At 59.4% G+C, this 19,180-nt stretch carries 17 protein-coding genes; 14 read left to right on the plus strand and 3 right to left on the minus strand.

The genetic code is table 11. The features are described from left to right. Positions 1–84: 84 nt before the first annotated feature. On the plus strand, positions 85–1,248 hold the full coding sequence (gene argE / locus AC07YV_RS04595) for an acetylornithine deacetylase (RefSeq protein ID WP_102673504.1): 1,164 nt from the start codon (positions 85–87) through the stop codon (positions 1,246–1,248). A 261-nt stretch (positions 1,249–1,509) separates the two neighbouring features. Beyond that, on the plus strand, positions 1,510–2,808 hold the full coding sequence (gene argA / locus AC07YV_RS04600) for an amino-acid N-acetyltransferase (protein WP_007978929.1): 1,299 nt from the start codon (positions 1,510–1,512) through the stop codon (positions 2,806–2,808). A 93-nt stretch (positions 2,809–2,901) separates the two neighbouring features. Here the strand turns inward: argA and tauA are convergent, their stop codons facing one another. Continuing rightward, complete coding sequence (tauA, locus tag AC07YV_RS04605) at positions 2,902–3,891, minus strand: taurine ABC transporter substrate-binding protein (protein ID WP_102699630.1); 990 nt, start codon at positions 3,889–3,891, stop codon at positions 2,902–2,904. Between the two features lie 364 nt (positions 3,892–4,255). On the opposite strand from tauA, the gene AC07YV_RS04610 reads away from it, so the two are divergent. From AC07YV_RS04610 to AC07YV_RS04650, 9 genes are all read left to right on the plus strand, one after another. Further along, entirely contained in the window at positions 4,256–5,587 is a 1,332-nt protein-coding gene (locus AC07YV_RS04610) for an OprD family porin (protein WP_102699628.1), read from the plus strand. Positions 5,588–5,998: 411 nt separating this feature from the next. Beyond that, on the plus strand, positions 5,999–7,339 hold the full coding sequence (locus AC07YV_RS04615; RefSeq protein ID WP_102699627.1) for an OprD family porin: 1,341 nt from the start codon (positions 5,999–6,001) through the stop codon (positions 7,337–7,339). A gap of 291 nt (positions 7,340–7,630) precedes the next feature. Continuing rightward, positions 7,631–8,269, plus strand: a complete 639-nt coding sequence (locus tag AC07YV_RS04620; protein ID WP_015097285.1) for a peroxiredoxin — start codon at positions 7,631–7,633, stop codon at positions 8,267–8,269. A gap of 257 nt (positions 8,270–8,526) precedes the next feature. Further along, on the plus strand, positions 8,527–9,120 hold the full coding sequence (ssuE, locus tag AC07YV_RS04625) for an NADPH-dependent FMN reductase (protein WP_102699626.1): 594 nt from the start codon (positions 8,527–8,529) through the stop codon (positions 9,118–9,120). Between the two features lie 106 nt (positions 9,121–9,226). Further along, complete coding sequence (locus AC07YV_RS04630; protein ID WP_102699625.1) at positions 9,227–10,192, plus strand: sulfonate ABC transporter substrate-binding protein; 966 nt, start codon at positions 9,227–9,229, stop codon at positions 10,190–10,192. Between the two features lie 25 nt (positions 10,193–10,217). Further along, entirely contained in the window at positions 10,218–11,366 is a 1,149-nt protein-coding gene (gene ssuD, locus AC07YV_RS04635; RefSeq protein ID WP_102699624.1) for an FMNH2-dependent alkanesulfonate monooxygenase, read from the plus strand. A gap of 9 nt (positions 11,367–11,375) precedes the next feature. Next, the gene (ssuC, locus tag AC07YV_RS04640) at positions 11,376–12,158 is read left to right on the plus strand and encodes an aliphatic sulfonate ABC transporter permease SsuC (protein WP_007976348.1); all 783 of its coding nucleotides are present in this window, start codon (positions 11,376–11,378) and stop codon (positions 12,156–12,158) included. Beyond that, the gene (gene ssuB, locus AC07YV_RS04645; RefSeq protein ID WP_102699623.1) at positions 12,155–12,961 is read left to right on the plus strand and encodes an aliphatic sulfonates ABC transporter ATP-binding protein; all 807 of its coding nucleotides are present in this window, start codon (positions 12,155–12,157) and stop codon (positions 12,959–12,961) included. The genes ssuC and ssuB overlap by 4 nt, the downstream gene beginning before the upstream one ends. Before the next feature lie 33 nt (positions 12,962–12,994). Continuing rightward, on the plus strand, positions 12,995–13,210 hold the full coding sequence (locus AC07YV_RS04650; RefSeq protein WP_007967989.1) for a TOBE domain-containing protein: 216 nt from the start codon (positions 12,995–12,997) through the stop codon (positions 13,208–13,210). Between the two features lie 119 nt (positions 13,211–13,329). On the opposite strand, the gene AC07YV_RS04655 is transcribed toward AC07YV_RS04650, so the two are convergent. Beyond that, complete coding sequence (locus tag AC07YV_RS04655) at positions 13,330–13,968, minus strand: TetR/AcrR family transcriptional regulator (protein WP_102699622.1); 639 nt, start codon at positions 13,966–13,968, stop codon at positions 13,330–13,332. A gap of 241 nt (positions 13,969–14,209) precedes the next feature. Then, entirely contained in the window at positions 14,210–15,586 is a 1,377-nt protein-coding gene (locus AC07YV_RS04660) for a glutamine synthetase family protein (protein ID WP_007976355.1), read from the minus strand. A 278-nt stretch (positions 15,587–15,864) separates the two neighbouring features. Between AC07YV_RS04660 and AC07YV_RS04665 the strand changes: the two genes are divergently transcribed. Genes AC07YV_RS04665 through AC07YV_RS04675 form a run of 3 tightly spaced genes read left to right on the plus strand, consistent with a single transcriptional unit; the run spans position 15,865 to position 19,037 of the window. Next, the gene (locus AC07YV_RS04665; protein WP_102699621.1) at positions 15,865–16,215 is read left to right on the plus strand and encodes a hypothetical protein; all 351 of its coding nucleotides are present in this window, start codon (positions 15,865–15,867) and stop codon (positions 16,213–16,215) included. A 38-nt stretch (positions 16,216–16,253) separates the two neighbouring features. Then, positions 16,254–17,612 (plus strand): glutamine synthetase family protein, encoded by a 1,359-nt coding sequence (locus AC07YV_RS04670; protein WP_102699620.1) that lies wholly within the window; start codon positions 16,254–16,256, stop codon positions 17,610–17,612. Between the two features lie 60 nt (positions 17,613–17,672). Further along, positions 17,673–19,037, plus strand: coding sequence for an aspartate aminotransferase family protein (locus AC07YV_RS04675; RefSeq protein ID WP_102699619.1), 1,365 nt, complete (start codon positions 17,673–17,675; stop codon positions 19,035–19,037). Positions 19,038–19,180: the final 143 nt, after the last annotated feature.

The following is a 19,180-nucleotide window of genomic DNA, read 5'->3' on the forward strand; positions in this document are numbered from 1 at the left end:
CAAGGTTAGTACGCGCCGAGACGGTTTATTCCTGTCATCGGTTGGTTCTATGATGAACCTCAATTCGGGTGCCGGGAGTCAGCGATGCCATTGCCGTCGATGAAAGAACAGTTCGCTGCGCTGATCGCCGCGCCGTCTGTCAGTTGCACCCAACCCAGACTCGATCAAAGCAACCGCCCGGTCATCGATCTGCTGGCGACGTGGCTCGGTGAGTTGGGTTTTACCTGCGAGATCCAGCAGGTCAACCCTGGCAAGTTCAACCTGCTGGCCAGTTTCGGCTCCGGCCCCGGCGGCCTGGTGCTGGCCGGGCACAGCGACACCGTGCCGTTCGACGGTGCGCTGTGGCAAACCGACCCGCTGAAGCTGACGGAAGTCGACGGTCGTTGGGTCGGCCTGGGCAGTTGCGACATGAAGGGCTTTTTCGCCCTGGCGATCGAGGCGGTCATCCCGCTGCTCGATCAGCCGTTCAAACAACCATTGCTGATTCTCGCCACCTGCGATGAAGAAAGCTCGATGTCCGGTGCCCGCGCGCTGGCCGAAGCGGGGCGGCCGCTGGGACGGGCGGCGGTGATCGGCGAGCCGACCGGGCTCAAGCCGATCCGCATGCACAAAGGCATCATGATGGAGCGCATCGACATCCTCGGGCAGAGCGGTCACTCTTCCGACCCGCGCCTGGGCCACAGCGCCCTGGAGGCCATGCACGATGCCATCGGCGAACTGCGGGGCCTGCGCTTGTTGTGGCAGCGCGAATTCCGCAATCCACAGTTTGGCGTGCCGATGCCGACGATGAACTTCGGCTGCATCCATGGCGGCGACAATCCCAACCGCATCTGCGGCCAGTGTTCGCTGGAATTCGATTTGCGACCGCTGCCCGGCATGGACCCCAAGGTCCTGCGCGCCGAGATCCTGCAGAAGCTCAAGCCGGTTGCCGAGCGGCATCAGGTCAAGATCGATTACGCGCCGTTGTTCCCCGACGTGCCGTCGTTCGAACAGGCCGAGGACGCCGAGCTGGTGCGCCTTGCCGAAAAGCTCACCGGTCACAGTGCCGAAGCAGTGGCGTTCGGCACCGAAGCACCTTATCTTCAGCGCCTTGGCTGTGAAACGCTGGTGCTTGGCCCGGGTGATATCGCTTGCGCCCATCAGCCGGGGGAATACCTCGAAATGTCACGTTTGCAGCCTACGGTGCATCTATTAAGGCAGCTGATCGAACACTATTGCCTGACACCGGCCCAAACTGAGGCCCTGTAGGAGCGAGCTTGCTCGCGATGAACGCAAGGGCCACGCGTCCATTCAGACAGGTCGCGTAATCGTTGAAGTCCATCGCGAGCAAGCTCGCTCCTACAGGGGCTGTGATTTGCCTGACAAGCCGTATAAATTGCCGATGTCCCAACCCGTATTCATGAGGAGAGCGCGCGTGTCGCCAAGCCTGTTCCGACGATAACCATCAGCCCGCTGTGCGTTTTCAGTTTCGCCCTTTTTTCGGCTGCTATTTATTACAGGCCCAGGTTCATGCCCGAATACGTCAATTGGCTTCGTCACGCTTCGCCTTACATCAACGCCCACCGCGATTGCACCTTTGTCGTCATGCTGCCCGGCGACGGCGTTGAACACCCGAACTTCGGCAATATCGTCCACGACCTGGTGCTGTTGCACAGCCTGGGCGTGCGCCTGGTGCTGGTCCACGGTTCCCGGCCGCAAATCGAAGCGCGCCTCGCGGCCCGCGGCCTGACCCCGCATTACCATCACGGCATGCGTATCACCGATGCCGCGACCCTGGAGTGCGTGATCGACGCGGTCGGCCAGTTGCGCATTGCCATTGAGGCTCGCCTGTCGATGGACATGGCTTCGTCGCCCATGCAGGGCTCGCGCCTGCGGGTGGCCAGCGGCAACCTGGTGACGGCACGGCCGATCGGCGTGCTTGAAGGCGTCGACTATCACCACACCGGCGAAGTGCGCCGGGTCGACCGCAAGGGCATCAACCGTCTGCTGGACGAGCGCTCCATCGTGCTGCTTTCGCCGCTTGGCTATTCGCCGACCGGCGAGATTTTCAACCTGGCCTGCGAAGACGTCGCCACCCGCGCGGCCATCGACCTGGGTGCGGACAAGCTGCTGCTGTTCGGCGCCGACCTGGGCCTGATCGATGAACACGGGCGCCTGGTGCGCGAACTGCGTCCGCAGCAAGTGCCGGCGCATCTGCAACGCCTGGGCAGTAACTATCAGGCAGAGTTGCTCGATGCCGCTGCCGAGGCTTGCCGTGGCGGCGTGGCCCGCAGCCATATCGTCAGTTACGCCGAAGACGGTGCGTTGCTGACCGAGCTGTTCACTCGCGACGGCGGCGGCACCCTTGTGGCCCAGGAACAGTTCGAAGTGGTACGCGAAGCGGCCATTGAAGACGTCGGTGGTTTGCTGGATTTGATCAGTCCGCTGGAAGAGCAGGGCATCCTGGTGCGCCGTTCCCGCGAGGTGCTGGAGCGCGAAATCGAGCAGTTCAGCGTGGTCGAACGCGAAGGCATGATCATCGCCTGTGCGGCGCTGTATCAGATTGCCGATTCGGACGCGGGTGAACTTGCGTGTCTGGCGGTGAATCCGGAGTACCGCCATGGCGGTCGCGGTGATGAGCTGCTGGAGCGTATTGAAACCCGCGCACGGGCGCAGGGATTGAAAACCTTGTTCGTCCTCACCACCCGCACCGCGCACTGGTTCCGCGAGCGTGGTTTCGAACCCAGCAGCGTCGACCGGCTGCCGTCGGCGCGGGCGTCGCTGTACAACTATCAGCGTAATTCGAAGATCTTCGAAAAAGCCCTTTGAGGTTGTAGGAGCTGCCGCAGGCTGCGATCTTTTGATTCTGCTTTTCAAGATCAAAAGATCGCAGCCTGCGGCAGCTCCTACAGGAACCTTGTGTTACTCCTGGACAAACTTCGCGCTGACATACGGCGAATAGTCCGGCAGCACCGTCTCTACCTTCCCTTGATCCTTCAGGAATTTCGCCGTCTCGCCAATGGCCTTGGCCGTGCCGCCGTCCAGCAGCGCGGTGCTCTGTTGCGCCTTGGCATCCGGGAATGCGGAACCGGCCAGTAACTCCGGCACGTCGGCGGCGTTGGCACCGGTCAGTTTGGCGATTTTCTGAACGGGCTCCGAGTCGACCGTCCAGTTGGCTTTATGCGCGGCGTAATCAGCAAAGGAGTCGAGGGTGACCTTGGCGAATTTGGCCACCACCTCTGGGTGCTTCTCTGCGTAATCCTTGCGCGCTACCCAGACTTCGAAGGTTGGCGCGCCCCATTGGCCGACCTGTGCAGCGTCGGTCAGGGTCTTGCCAGTCTTGCGGATTTCCCCCAGTGCGGGCGACCAGACAAACGCTCCGTCAATATCACCACGCTTCCAGGCCGCCGCGATTTCTGCTGGCTGAAGGTTCACCACTTTGACTTTCGAACCATCCAGGCCCCAGTGCTTCAGCGCACCGAGCAGGCTGTAGTGGGAGGTTGAAACGAACGGTGTTGCGATGGTCTTTCCGATCAGATCTTGCGGTTTTTCGATGCCGCTGCCGTTACGCACGACCAGCGCTTCGGCGGCATTGATCTGGGCCGAGACGATGAACGCGACAATCGGCAGATTGCGCGAGGCGGCAGCGGCCAGTGGGCTGGAGCCGAGATTGCCGATTTGCACATCGCCCGAGGCAATCGCCGTGACCACTTCCGGGCCGCTGTTGAAGCGCCGCCAGTCGATGGGCTGGCCGATGGTTTTTTCATAAAGACCCTCTGCCTGGGGGACTTTGCTGGGGTCGATTCCGGTTTGATAACCGACGGTGAGGTTCGCCGCCTGAGCGGTGAAGGAAAGTGCGAGTGATACACAAACTGTAACAATTGATCCGGATAGTGCGCGTTTGGTCGTCATGGGGCCGCCTTTCGGTAAAGGATTTGTTTCCGAATTGCGTCAAAAACTAAGCGATCTAAAAAAGCAAAAATAAATACCGATTAGGAATTAGCTTATGAGCCAAACCCTATATTCAGGGGGTGGCGGGGAGCTGGGAGCTAAATTCCTAAACGGTATTAGAAAAGAATCGGGTAATTCTTTTCAGGTTCATGACGAATTCATGACCCTGCAGGGACCAAAAAACGGGGGGTTAGACTATGGTCGTAGACACACATGGTTACGATTGACTTGTGGGTCACGGTCTGGCGCTAATCGCGCATCTTAGGATTTCGGGCGACGACTCGAGACCAGGAATACAAGAATTAGAATCGAGAGGAGCTACACAATGAACAAGTCCACCTTGGCTTTGGCCGTGGCCGTTGGGGTTTTGGCGCAGCAGGCAGGCGCCGCAGGTTTCCTGGAAGACAGCAAGGCGTCCATCAGTTCCCGGACCATGTATTACAACAACGATAACCGTGAAGGCGGTGCGGATCAGAGAGAGTCCGCAGAAGGCCTGAAACTCGATTATCTGTCCGGATTCACCCAAGGCACCGTCGGTTTCGGTATCGACGCCCAGGCACTGCTGGGTATCCACCTGGACGGCGGCAAGGGTCACCACCCAGACAACAACACCTTCTTCCCAAGCGACAGCGATGGTTCGGCCGTGTCCGAATGGAGCCGTGCAGCCGCTAACGTCAAGGCGCGCTTCTCGAAGACCGAAGCCCACCTGGGTGGCGCTCTGGCACCCAACTTGCCGATCCTGGTCGCGAACGACAGCCGTCTGCTGCCACAGACCTTTGACGGCGGCACCATCACTTCGAAAGAAATCGACAACGTGACCTTCAACGCAGGTCAGTTGGAGCATTCGGCAGGTCGCGCCTCTTCGAACTCCACCGGCCTGGCCGTGGCTGGCGGTACAGAGGGCAGCAACAAGTTCTACTACGGTGGTGCTGACTGGAAGGTCACCAAGGACCTGACCCTGCAGTACTACCACTCGAATCTGAAGGACTACTACAAGCAGGATTTCCTGGGCTTGATCCACGTGCTACCGATCAGCGCCAACCAGTCCTTCAAGACGGATATTCGTTACTTCGACAGCAGCTCCGACGGCAGGAACGGTGATCCGGGTTTCCGTTTCAACAACAACAACGGTTTCGCCAAGAACCCGGGCGAGGTCGATAACAAGACCTGGAGCGCCATGTTCACCTACACCCTGGGTGGCAACGCCTTCCTGCTCGGTCATCAACGCGTCAGCGATGACGGTGGTTTTGTCTACTTGAACCAAGGCAACGTGGTCGATGGCAATGGCCGTCCGGAAGGGAACGGCGGCGCCAGCTTCTACCTGTTCACCGACTCCATGATCAACGGATTTGTTCGTGCCGGTGAAAACACCACTTTCGGCCAGTACTCCTATGACTTCGCGGCACTGGGTGTGCCGGGCCTGAAAACGTCGATCGCCTACCTGCACGGCGATGACATCAAGGCTACCAGCGGCAGCGGCCCTGACAGCTCCGAGTGGGAGCGCGACATGCGGATCGACTACACCATCCAGCAAGGTGCACTCAAAGGTTTCGGCGTAACGCTGCGTAACGGCGTCTACCGTGGCAGTGAAGTCTCCAACAACCCTGATGTTGACCAGACTCGCCTGATCTTCAACTACACCTACAGCTTCCTGTAACAAGCCTTGTGAAAAAGCCTCGCCGGTTGGCGGGGTTTTTTTGAGCTGATTTTTATATTCCATAATGATCTTTGTTGATTATTTATTATTCTTTTTAGTTTTTATTCATCCCGCTTAAAGTGCGCCTGTCCGACACTCATCCCTGAGCTCGGATTTGGCAGCTTCATCCCTCGACAATTGATCAGTTTCAGGAATCGGCCTTGCCGCCGATACCTCGGATCTGCCGTGGGAAGTCATATTCCACAGTGATATTAAAAAAACCAAAGAAATTCTTTTTGGCTTTAAGGCCATGTATCCTGCGGCCCGCCAAACGACCGGCCTAGACGGTTTGCCGCGAATTTATGCATTCAGGATCCCGGGCAATCGATTCGGGACCAGGAACATCAGAACTAGAAACGAGAGGAGCGAAACATGAACAAGTCCACCTTGGCCATGGCTGTGGCCGTCGGGGTATTGGCCCAGCAGGCAAACGCCGCGGGTTTCATCGAAGACAGCAAGGCAACACTGGGGCTGCGTAACTTCTACATCAACACCGACTACCGCGACGGTACCGGTCCCAACAAAAACGAAGAGTGGGGCCAAGGCTTCGATCTGCGTTTCATCTCCGGTTACACCCAAGGCACCGTCGGTTTCGGTATCGATGCGATCGGCCTGTTGGGCGTCAAGCTGGATTCGGGCGGCGGTACCAACGGCGCCACGGCGACCTCTTACGGCGGCACGGTTTTCCCGAGCAAATCCAATGGCGAGGCGGTAGATGATTTCTCCAGCCTGGGCCTGACCGCCAAAGCCAAGGTTTCCCAGACTGAACTGAAGCTGGGCACCCTGCAGCCGAAAAACCCGGTAATCGTGACCAACGATGGTCGCCTGCTGCCGCAAACCTGGCAGGGTGGCCAGATCACTTCCGCCGAGATCAAGGACCTGTCGCTGGTCGGTGGTCAGATCGAAGCCGTTAAAGGCCGTAACTCCAGCAACAACGATCAAATGTCGATTTCCGGTGCGAACACTCGCGGTACCAAGTTCCGCGACAGCAACAAGTTCATCTATGCCGGCGGCGACTACAAGATCACCAAGGACCTGACGGCCCAGTACTACTACGGCAAGCTGGAAGAGTTCTACAAGCAGCACTTCCTGGGTCTGGTTCACAACTGGGCAATCGGCCCGGGCGTGTTGAAGTCGGATTTCCGTTATTTCAACAGCTCTGATGATGGTGCCAACGGTCACGACCCGCTGTACTTCACCACTGGCAACTACAACGCGCCAAACGGCAAAGGCAAGGTCGACAACAACCTGTACAGCGGCCTGTTCCTGTATTCGGTTGCCGGTCATACCTTCGGTGGCGGTTACCAGGTCAGCAACGGCAGCAGTGACTTCCCTTGGCTGAATCAGGGTGACGGTTCGTCGAACTACACCATCACCGATTCGCAAATCCAGAAGTTCGGCCGTGCCGGCGAGAAAACCTGGCAAGCACGTTACTCGTTCGACTTCGCCAAGGTCGGCGTGCCTGGCCTGACCGCGGGTCTGGTGTATCTGCACGGCGACAGCATCGATACCGTCAACGCCAAAGGTGGCCAGGCGGCCAACGGTGCTTCCGAGTGGGAGCGTGACCTGAGTGTTGCCTACGTGGTGCAGGAAGGTCCGTTGAAGAACCTGGGTCTGGCGTGGAAAAACGCGACCTGGCGCACCGATCTGCCGAACACCCGTTCGCAGGACGAAAACCGCCTGATCGTCAGCTATTCGATTCCGCTGCTGTAATAGCGCTCGCGTAACCGATGCAAAAAAGCCCCGCCCGGTATTGCACCGGGCGGGGCTTTTACATGTTCAGGACGGGTTCACCCCCGTAATCCCGTCCTGAAGTTCCCTCTTTGCAGCAACTCAAGGCCTTCTCGAACCTCGTGGTCGATCTTCGACGGGTTGTGCGTGCTCGTCCAGTGAACAGATCTTTAATATTTCTTAATGATCTAAATAAATCGATATTTATTCTTTTTCATAGATAAAAAACACAGGCACAGTTGAACCCATCAAGCACTCACAAGGAGCAGCACCATGGGTCTCAGACTTGGCGATATCGCCCCCGATTTCGAACAGAACTCCAGCGCCGGCATCATCCGTTTCCACCAGTGGCTGGGCGATAGCTGGGGCGTGCTGTTTTCCCATCCGGCGGATTTCACGCCGGTATGCACCACCGAACTGGGTTTCACCGCCAGACTCAAGGATGAGTTCGCGGCACGCGGTGTCAAGGCTATCGCACTGTCCGTGGACCCTGTGGAGTCGCATCACAGATGGATCGAGGACATCAATGAGACGCAGAGTACCGTGGTCAACTTTCCGATCCTGGATGACGCCGACCGCAAGGTCTCGGACCTCTACGACCTGATCCATCCCAACGCCAACGACACCCTGACCGTGCGTTCGCTGTTCGTGATCGATCCGAACAAAAAGGTTCGGTTGACGATTACCTACCCGGCGAGCACCGGGCGCAATTTCAATGAAATCCTGCGGGTGATCGACTCGCTGCAACTCACCGACAACTACAAGGTGGCCACGCCGGCCAACTGGCAGGACGGTGATGAAGTGGTGATCGTGCCATCACTCAAGGATGAAGAGGAAATCAAACAGCGTTTTCCCAAGGGCTATCGTGCCGTCAAGCCTTACTTGCGCCTGACGCCGCAGCCGAACCGTTGAAGATCAAAAGATCGCCGCCAATCCCTGTAGGAGCTGCCGCAGGCTGCGATCTTTTCAAGATACCCACAGAGCAGGGGATTTCAGGCCGTTTCGACGGCCTTTTTTTTTGCCCGAATGAAGTCGATTTGTATATCTCTATAAAGCATAACCAAATGAATAAATATGATTTATGGATATATGAATCTGCTGTTAAGGTCACTCCATCGAAGCGAGATCGCAAACCGCGAATCGCCAACACCGCTCAAGGAATCGTCTGAATGTTGGTCGTCTCACTCGGAGGCAGTCCCAGTCAGCGCTCCCGTTCCGGGGTGCTGCTGGACCGCTCCAAGCGTTGGTTGCAAGAACAGGGCGTGGAGGTGGTGAGTTATCAGGTACGGGACTTCCCGGCCGAAGACTTGCTGCATGCACGCTTCGACAGCCCGAAGGTCATTGACCTGCTGCAGCAGATTGAAAACGCCGATGGCCTGCTGATCGCTACACCGGTGTACAAGGCTTCGTTCTCCGGCGCATTGAAAACCGTGCTGGATCTGCTGCCCGAACGCGCCCTGAGCCACAAGGTGGTGTTGCCGATGGCAACCGGCGGCAGCATCGCCCACATGCTGGCGGTGGACTACGCGCTCAAGCCGGTGCTGTCGGCGTTGAAAGCCCAGGAAATGCTCCACGGGATTTTCGCCGTCGACAGCCAGATCGCTTACGGCGAAGGCAGCGCCCTGGCGCAGTTGGCGCCGGAGCTGGAGCAACGGCTGAATGAATCGCTGGAGCTGTTTCTCAGCGCCATGGCACGACGGCCCAAGCCGCTTGATCCGAACCTGTTGAATGAACGTTTGTTGAGTGCTCGCTGGAGCATATGAGCTCCACTGAACATTAGCCCCACCCGAAAATTGAAGTACTGGCCTTACTCGCCCGCCAACGGGCAAGCAGGTGCAGCCAAAACCCAACTGCAAAAAGGAGAGCGCCATGCGCCCTGTCATTTTGCGTCGTGGTCTGGTCGCTCTGTTTGCTGCGGCTGTCACCTTCGGCGCCATTACTCAAGCCCAGGCCGAGACGCTACGAATCGGTTATCAGAAATACGGCACCCTGGTGCTGCTCAAAGCCAAGGGCACCCTGGAAAAACGTCTCGCCGCCCAAGGCGTGGACGTGCAATGGACTGAGTTCCCCGGTGGCCCGCAACTGCTGGAAGGCTTGAACGTCGGCTCCATCGACTTCGGCGTTACCGGCGAAACCCCTCCCGTGTTCGCCCAAGCGGCCGGCGCCGATCTGCTTTACGTCGCCTACGAACCGCCAGCGCCGCACAGTGAGGCGATCCTTGTGCCGAAGGGCTCGCCGATCAAGTCGGTGGCAGAGCTCAAGGGCAAGAAGGTCGTGCTCAACAAGGGCTCCAACGTGCACTACCTGCTGGTGCGTGCACTGGAAGACGCCGGCCTCAAGTACACCGACATCCAGACCGTATTCCTGCCGCCAGCCGATGCCCGCGCTGCGTTCGAGCGTGGCAGTGTCGACGCCTGGGTCATCTGGGACCCGTACCAGGCCGCCGCCGAACAACAGTTGCAAGCGCGCACCCTGCGCGATGGCCAGGGCATCGTCGACAACCATCAGTTCTACCTGGCGACCAAACCCTACGCGCAAAAAAATCCCGAGGTGATCAAGACCCTGGTGGAAGAAGTGCGCGCGGTCGGCGAGTGGTCCAGGGCCAATCCTGAAGACGTGACCCAGCAAGTCTCGCCACTGCTCGGCCTGTCGGCGGACATCACCCGCACTTCGGTGAAACGCCAGGGCTACGGCGCGTTGTTCCTGACTCCGGAAGTGGTCGCGGCGCAGCAGAAAATCGCCGACACCTTCTACCAGCTCAAGCTGATTCCAAAGCAATTGAGCATCAAAGACGTGATCTGGACGCCGCCGGCAGCCGTTGCGAAAGCCCAATAATTCTATCCCCCAAGGAGACCACTCCATGAGCCTCAATATCTTCTGGTTCCTGCCTACCCACGGCGACGGCCATTACCTTGGCACCGCTGAAGGCGCACGCGCCGTTGACCACGGTTACCTGCAACAAGTCGCGCAAGCGGCGGACCGACTGGGTTTCGGCGGTGTGCTGATTCCCACCGGCCGCTCCTGCGAAGATTCGTGGCTGGTGGCGGCGTCGCTGATCCCGGTGACCCAGCGTTTGAAATTCCTTGTCGCCCTGCGCCCCGGGATCATTTCCCCGACGGTAGCGGCGCGTCAGGCCGCGACCCTGGATCGTCTGTCTGGCGGCCGCGCGCTGTTCAACCTGGTGACCGGCGGTGATCCGGAAGAGTTGGCCGGCGATGGTCTGTTCCTCAGCCACGAAGAACGCTACCAGGCTTCCGTGGAGTTCACCCGTATCTGGCGCCGCGTGCTGGAAGGCGAAACTGTTGATTACGACGGCCAGCACATCAGCGTGAAGGGCGCGAAACTGCTCTATCCACCGATCCAGCAGCCGCGCCCGCCGCTGTACTTCGGCGGCTCTTCGGATGCCGCGCAAGACCTGGCTGCCGAACAAGTGGAAATGGTCCTGACCTGGGGCGAGCCGCCGGCCGCCGTGGCGGAAAAAATCGAACAGGTCCGCGCCAAGGCCGCGAAGCTCGGACGCACCGTGCGCTTTGGCATTCGCCTGCATGTGATCGTGCGTGAAACCAACGATGAGGCCTGGAAAGCCGCGGATCGACTGATCTCCCATCTCGACGACGACACCATCGCTCGTGCCCAGGCGTCGCTGGCGCGCTTCGATTCGGTCGGTCAACAACGCATGGCCGCATTGCATGGCGGCAGCCGCGACAAGCTGGAAGTCAGCCCGAACCTGTGGGCCGGTGTCGGCCTGGTGCGTGGCGGTGCCGGTACGGCGCTGGTGGGCGATGGCCCGACGGTGGCCGCCCGCGTGAAGGAGTACGCGGACCTCGGCATCGACACCTTTATTTTCTCCGGTTATCCACACCTGGAAGAGTCGTACCGAGTCGCCGAACTGCTGTTCCCGCACCTCGATGTCGAGCGTCCTGAACTGCCGAAAAGTGCGGGCTACGTGAGTCCGTTCGGCGAGATGGTCGCCAACGACATTCTGCCCAAAGCCGCGTCCCAGAGCTGAGGCGCGGTCATGAAGAAAATCATCCACAGTCTCGCGCCCTGGGCGTTGCCGGTGTTGTTGCTGGCGGTGTGGCAGTTGAGTGTGTCGGCGGGCTGGTTGTCGACACGGATTCTGCCGGCGCCGGTTGCCGTGATCGAAGCTGGCGTGAGCCTGGTGCGCAGCGGCGAAATCTGGACGCACCTGGCGATCAGTGGCTGGCGTGCCGCGCTGGGCTTCACCATCGGTGGCGGCATCGGTTTGACCTTGGGTTTCATCACTGGCCTGTCGAAGTGGGGCGAACGCTTGCTCGACAGTTCGGTGCAGATGATCCGCAACGTGCCGCACCTGGCGCTGATTCCGCTGGTGATCCTGTGGTTCGGCATCGATGAGTCGGCAAAGATTTTCCTGGTGGCGCTGGGCACGCTGTTCCCGATTTACCTCAACACCTATCACGGCATCCGCAACGTCGACCCGGCGCTGGTGGAGATGGCACGCAGCTATGGCCTGACCGGCTTCAGCCTGTTCTGGCAGGTGATCCTGCCGGGGGCGCTGCCTTCGATTCTGGTTGGCGTTCGCTTCGCCCTGGGCTTCATGTGGCTGACGTTGATCGTCGCGGAAACCATCTCCGCCAGTTCCGGCATCGGTTATCTGGCGATGAATGCCCGGGAGTTCTTACAGACCGACGTGGTGGTGCTGGCGATTTTGCTCTACGCGGTGCTCGGCAAACTGGCCGACCTCGCGGCCCGTGGACTTGAGCGTGTGTGGTTGCGCTGGCACCCGGCGTATCAGGTTGCCAAGGGAGGTGCGGCATGATCGCGGAACAACCTCCACGCCTGCTGCGCGGCATTCCGCTCGCGGTACGCAAGCTGCAAAAAACCTTTGGCTCGCGGCAGGTGCTGCGCGAGATCGACCTGCACATTCCGGCGGGCCAGTTTGTCGCCGTGGTGGGGCGTAGCGGTTGCGGCAAAAGCACCTTGCTGCGATTGCTCGCCGGCCTTGACCGGCCCACCGGTGGTGAATTGCTCGCCGGTGCCGCCCCATTGAGCGATGCGCGGGAGGACACGCGGCTGATGTTCCAGGAAGCGCGTTTGCTGCCGTGGAAAAAGATCATCGACAACGTCGGTCTGGGCCTCAAGGGCAACTGGCGGCCGCAAGCGCTTGAAGCCTTGGACGCGGTGGGCCTGGCCGACCGCGCCAACGAGTGGCCGGCAGCGTTGTCCGGTGGACAGAAGCAACGCGTGGCTTTGGCCCGTGCGTTGATTCATCAGCCGCGCCTGCTGTTGCTCGACGAACCCTTGGGTGCGCTGGATGCCCTGACCCGAATTGAAATGCAGCAACTGATCGAACGGCTCTGGCAGCAGCACGGCTTTACGGTGTTGCTGGTGACCCATGACGTCAGTGAAGCGGTGGCGATTGCCGATCGGGTGATCCTGATCGAAGACGGTGAAGTCGGCCTCGACCTGCACGTGGAACTGCCGCGCCCTCGAGTGCGCGGCTCCCATCGGCTGGCGGCGCTGGAAACCGAAGTCCTCAATCGCGTGCTGGCACTGCCCGGCCAGCCACCGGAGCCGGAACCTGTTTCACCCTTGCCTACGCAATTGCGCTGGGCTCAATAACTCAAGTCTTACCCAACGACAGGAATCAACATCATGACTATCAAGGCCATCAACGTTCGCAACCAGTTCAAAGGCTCCATCAAGGAAATCGTCCTCGGCGACGTGCTGTCGGAAATCGACGTGCAGACCGCTTCCGGCATCGTCACTTCGGTGATCACCACGCGCTCGGTGAAAGAGCTGGAACTGGCGGTGGGCAGTGAAGTGATTGCGTTTGTGAAATCCACCGAGGTGTCGATCGCCAAGTTGTAAGTCACATGCGTAAACAACAACCCCGAAGGGTTTGAGCCCTTCGGGTTTTTTTGTGCGTGTGATTCATCGGGATCGGTGGTGCGGCCTTCGCGAGCAGGCCAGTAAGGCCAATCAAGAAATCAGGATGGAATGCCGCGCTTGGGCAAGTATGGCGGTAGATAAAGCCCCACATAAGCATCAAACACCCGCATCCCTTCCTCGGCCATGCGCGGCGTAATCTGCCCGTGCTGCTGCACCGAGCGCGCATACACCCGGTCGCCAAGCTCCATGGCCAGGGCGAACACATCGACATCACCCGGCAGCGTCGGCAGTTCGAAGTGGTGATCGAACAGCTTGTGCATCAACTCGCCCAGTTCGAGGTCGTGCTGGCGGTCGGCCTGGGTGACTTCGGTCAGGCCGTGCTGGGCCAGAATGAGTTGGCGGGCGGCGGCGTCCTCTGCGTAGATGTCGAGCATGCGTTGTTCCACCAGGCGTGACAGGTCGCGCCAGCTGCCGAGGGCGTGATGATCGATGGGTGCTTGCAGGCAGGCGCGGAAGGCCGCATGGACGTCGGCGGTCAAGGCTTCGAGTAATGCCGGCACGCTGGCGAAGAAATGGTAGACCGAGGAGGGCGGAATATCCGCGCGCTCGGCGACACTGTAGATCGACAGACTGGCCACGCCCTCGGCGGCCAACAGCGTGCGGGCCGCATCGAGTATCGAATCGATCCGGGCCTGGCTGCGTGCGCGGGGTTTGCGGGGGGTGGCTACGCGTGTCATTGGAGTCTCCTGCGGGGCAGGGGGCATTGTACGAGTCGGGTTGTGTGTTGTCTGCCCGGACGCCTTCGCGAGCAAGCCCGCTCCCACATTTGGCCCTTGGTGAACATGAGTTTGTGTACAGCGCAGCTCCAGTGTGGGAGCGGGCTTGCTCGCGAAGCAGGCGACTCGGTCCAACTGAAATTACCCATAAAAAAACGCCGCAGGCTTCAGCAGCCGGCGGCGTTGTGTTTACTGCAACCGCTTACACGGTATGCAGGTACCAGTTGTACTCGAGGTCGGAGATGGAGTGTTCGAACTCCTCCAGCTCGCTCTCTTTACAGGCCACGAAGATATCGATGTATTTCGGATCGATGTACTTGGCCATGACTTCGCTGTCGTCCAGCTCGCGCAGTGCATCACGCAGGTTGTTCGGCAGGCTTTGCTCGTTTTGCTCGTAGCTGTTGCCTTCGACCGGAGCGCCAGGTTCGACCTTGTTGACCAGACCGTGGTGCACGCCTGCCAGGACCGAAGCCATCAGCAGGTACGGGTTGGCATCGGCGCCGGCCACACGGTGTTCGATGCGTACGGCATCGGCGGAACCGGTCGGCACGCGAATCGCTACGGTACGGTTGTCCAGGCCCCAGCACGGCGAGTTCGGCACGTAGAACTGTGCGCCGAAACGACGGTAGGAGTTGACGTTCGGGCAGAGGAAAGCCATCTGCGCCGGTAGGGTCTCGAGCACACCGCCGATCGCGTGACGCAGTGCGGCGTTCTGCTCGGGATCCTCGCTGGCAAAAATGTTCTTGCCGTCTTTGTCGAGAATCGAGATGTGGACGTGCAGACCATTACCCGCCTGGCCTGGGTAAGGCTTGGCCATGAAGGTGGTGTCCATTTCATGGTCGTAGGCGATGTTCTTGATCAGGCGCTTGAGCAGGACCGCGTAGTCGCAGGCCTTGATCGGATCGGCCACGTGGTGCAGGTTCACTTCGAACTGCGCCGGGGCACTTTCCTTGACGATGGCGTCGGCCGGAATGCCTTGCTCTTTGGCACCTTCCAGAATGTCCTGGAGGCAGTCGACGTATTCGTCGAGGTCGTCGATCAGGTAGACCTGGGTCGAGTGCGGACGTTTGCCGGAAACCGGCGAGCGAGGTGGTTGCGGACGACCGTTCACGTTCTCCTGATCGATCAGGTAGAACTCCAGTTCGAACGCGGCGCAGATGGTCAGGCCCATTTCGTCGAACTTGCGCACCACATTGGCCAGCACTTCACGCGGGTCGGCGAAGAAGGGTTCGCCTTCGAGTTCGTGCATGGTCATCAACAGTTGCGCGGTCGGGCGCTTCTGCCATGGCTCGTTGCACAGGGTATCGGGGATTGGATAGCAGATTCGGTCAGCATCACCGATGTCCAGGCCCAGGCCGGTGCTTTCCACCGTCGAGCCGTTGATATCCAGAGCAAATAGAGAGGCCGGCAGGTTGATGCCTTTCTCGTAAACCTTGTGGAGGCTGGTGCGTTCGATGCGCTTGCCGCGCACCACACCATTCATATCCGCAATCAGAAGGTCAACGTACAGAACCTCAGGATGTTCCTTAAGGAACGCGTTCGCTTCGTTAAGCTGAACGGCACGCGGGGGTACCGACATGATGCAACACCTTTGTTGTTAAAAATATCAATCATTGATCTTTTCTGGTTTCAGTCAACCCGAACGGCATGCCGAAGTCAAGCGAGGCCTTTTTTGCCCTAAAAAAGCACCCGTGTGGCTTTTTTGAGGCACTTTGGGGCGTTTTTATGCCCTTGGCCTCTATGGCGCCCGCAGGCTTGAGCGGGCCGTGTTGTATTTTTTACGGGGGTGTTGTGTAAAAAAATGAACAAGGCTAAGCTCGAATCAAACCCATAACAGCAATAATACCGGGGTGCTTCATGTCTCGCCTGCCGATAATCGGCGTCACCGACTGCTCAAGACAGCTCGGTCGGCATGTTTATCACATCAGTGATGACACGACCGTCCGTTCCGTGGTCTCGGCGCTTGCGGTGATCCTCCCATCCGCGACGGTTCAACCGTCCCCGTCCGATATTCTGGACGGTCGCGATGGCACCCCCATTACGGTTACTCCATTCAATATAGAACCGATTCACAATAGCGGCCTGACCATCGTTCGGGGCATCGCTCGTGGTTCTGCACGCCCGGCCTCTGCGGCAGTGTTGGCAAACACGATAATCTGCCGCGCAAACGCTCTACAACGCGACGCCGATGCGTCAAACAACGCCTGACCTTAAAAGGGTCAGACAACTCAAGCCTAGAGGCATTTATGAGTAACAACCTCGACCAGCTCACCGATTGGTTGAAAAACCACAAGATCACAGAAGTCGAATGCATGATCGCCGACTTGACCGGGATTACCCGGGGCAAGATTTCGCCGACCAACAAATTCATCGCCGAAAAAGGCATGCGCCTGCCAGAAAGCGTTCTGCTGCAGACCGTGACCGGCGATTACGTCGAAGACGACATCTATTACGAACTGCTCGACCCGGCCGACATCGACATGATCTGCCGTCCCGACCAGAGTGCGGTGTACCTGGTGCCGTGGGCCATCGAGCCGACCGCCATCGTTATCCACGATACCTACGACAAGCAAGGCAACCCGATCGAGCTGTCGCCGCGCAATGTGCTCAAGAAAGTCCTGAAACTCTATTCCGACAAAGGCTGGCAGCCCATCGTGGCGCCGGAAATGGAGTTTTACCTGACCAAGCGCAGTGACGACCCGGACTACCCGCTGCAGCCGCCGATCGGCCGCTCCGGTCGCCCGGAAACCGGTCGCCAGTCGTTCTCCATTGAAGCGGCGAACGAGTTCGATCCGCTGTTCGAAGACGTCTACGACTGGTGTGAACTGCAGGACCTGGACCTCGACACGCTGATCCACGAGGACGGCACGGCGCAGATGGAAATCAACTTCCGTCACGGCGATGCCCTGTCCCTGGCCGACCAGATCCTGGTGTTCAAGCGCACCATGCGCGAGGCCGCGCTCAAGCACAACGTGGCCGCGACCTTCATGGCCAAGCCGATGACCGGCGAGCCGGGCAGCGCCATGCACTTGCACCAGAGCATCATCGACATCGAGACCGGCAGGAACATTTTCTCCAATGAAGACGGGACCATGAGCCAGTTGTTCCTGCACCACATCGGTGGCTTGCAGAAACTCATTCCCGAGCTGTTGCCGCTGTTCGCCCCCAACGTCAACTCGTTCCGCCGCTTCCTGCCCGATACCTCGGCGCCGGTGAACGTGGAGTGGGGCGAAGAGAACCGCACCGTGGGCCTGCGGGTCCCGGATGCCGGGCCGAATAACCGTCGGGTGGAAAACCGCCTGCCGGGCGCCGATGCCAACCCGTACCTGGCGATTGCCGCGAGCCTGCTCTGCGGGTACATCGGTATGGTCGAAGGCCTGAACCCGAGTGCGCCGGTGGTAGGGCGTGGCTATGAACGCCGCAACCTGCGCCTGCCCCTGACCATCGAAGACGCACTGGAGCGCATGGAAAACAGCGCGATCATCGAGCGCTACCTGGGCAAAAATTTCATCACTGGCTACGTCGCGGTCAAGCGGGCCGAGCATGAAAACTTCAAGCGCGTGATCAGTTCGTGGGAAAGGGAATTCCTGCTCTTTGCCGTCTGATACGCCGGGCGCCGCCGCAGTTGAGCGGCGCCTTCACCTGATTTTTTTTAGGAGATTCACATGACCAGCAACAACCCGCAAACCCGTGAATGGCAAACCCTGAGCAACGATCACCACCTGGCCCCGTTCAGCGACTTCAAGCAGCTGAAAGAGAAAGGCCCGCGGATCATCACCAATGCCAAGGGCGTTTACCTCTGGGACAGCGAAGGCAACAAGATCCTCGACGGCATGGCCGGCCTGTGGTGTGTCGCGATTGGTTATGGTCGCGATGAACTGGCCGATGCCGCCAGTAAGCAGATGCGCGAGCTGCCTTACTACAACCTGTTCTTCCAGACGGCGCACCCGCCGGTACTGGAACTGGCCAAGGCCATCGCCGACATCGCGCCGCAAGGCATGAACCATGTGTTCTTCACCGGTTCCGGCTCTGAAGGCAACGACACCATGCTGCGCATGGTTCGTCACTATTGGGCGATCAAGGGCCAGCCGAAGAAAAAAGTCATCATCAGCCGCAAGAACGGCTATCACGGTTCCACCGTGGCCGGCGCGAGCCTGGGTGGCATGACGTACATGCATGAACAGGGCGACTTGCCGATCCCGGGTATCGTCCACATTGCCCAGCCGTACTGGTTCGCCGAAGGCGGCGACATGACCCCGGAAGAATTCGGTGTGTGGGCGGCCAATCAGCTGGAAGAAAAGATTCTGGAAGTCGGCGTCGACAACGTCGGTGCCTTTATTGCCGAGCCGATCCAGGGCGCCGGTGGCGTGATCATTCCGCCAGACACCTACTGGCCGCGCATCAAGGAAATCCTCGCCAAGTACGACATCCTGTTCGTGGCTGACGAAGTGATTTGCGGTTTCGGTCGTACCGGCGAGTGGTTCGGCAGCGATTTCTACGGCCTCAAGCCCGACATGATGACCATCGCCAAGGGCCTGACCTCGGGCTACATCCCGATGGGCGGCCTGATCGTGCGTGATGAAGTGGTGGACGTGCTCAACGAAGGCGGCGACTTCAACCACGGCTTCACGTACTCCGGTCACCCGGTGGCGGCTGCGGTGGCGCTGGAAAACATCCGCATCATGCGCGACGAGAAAATTATCGAGCGCGTCCATGCAGAAACGGCACCGTATTTGCAAAAGCGTCTGCGGGAACTGAACGATCACCCGCTGGTGGGTGAAGTTCGCGGGGTCGGTTTGTTGGGGGCCATCGAACTGGTCCAGGACAAGGCCACGCGCAAGCGTTACGAGGGCAAGGGCGTCGGCATGATCTGCCGTCAGTTCTGCTTCGACAACGGCCTGATCATGCGCGCCGTCGGCGACACCATGATCATCGCTCCGCCACTGGTGATTACACCGGCGGAAATCGATGAACTGGTGACCAAGGCTCGCAAGTGTCTTGACCTGACCCTGAGTGCATTGCAGGGCTAAGTGCTAGGCTCTGAGCGGAAGTCCGAAGTTCTGCATATGAAGTAGGAACTTTCGCTCAGAACTGTCAGAAAGCGTGGCCGTTTCCTTGAAAGACCGATGTGGATCTTGCCAGACTAGCCGCGGTTCCAGTTGCCCGGGTTCGG

This window comes from Pseudomonas sp. GW456-E7, assembly GCF_059424105.1.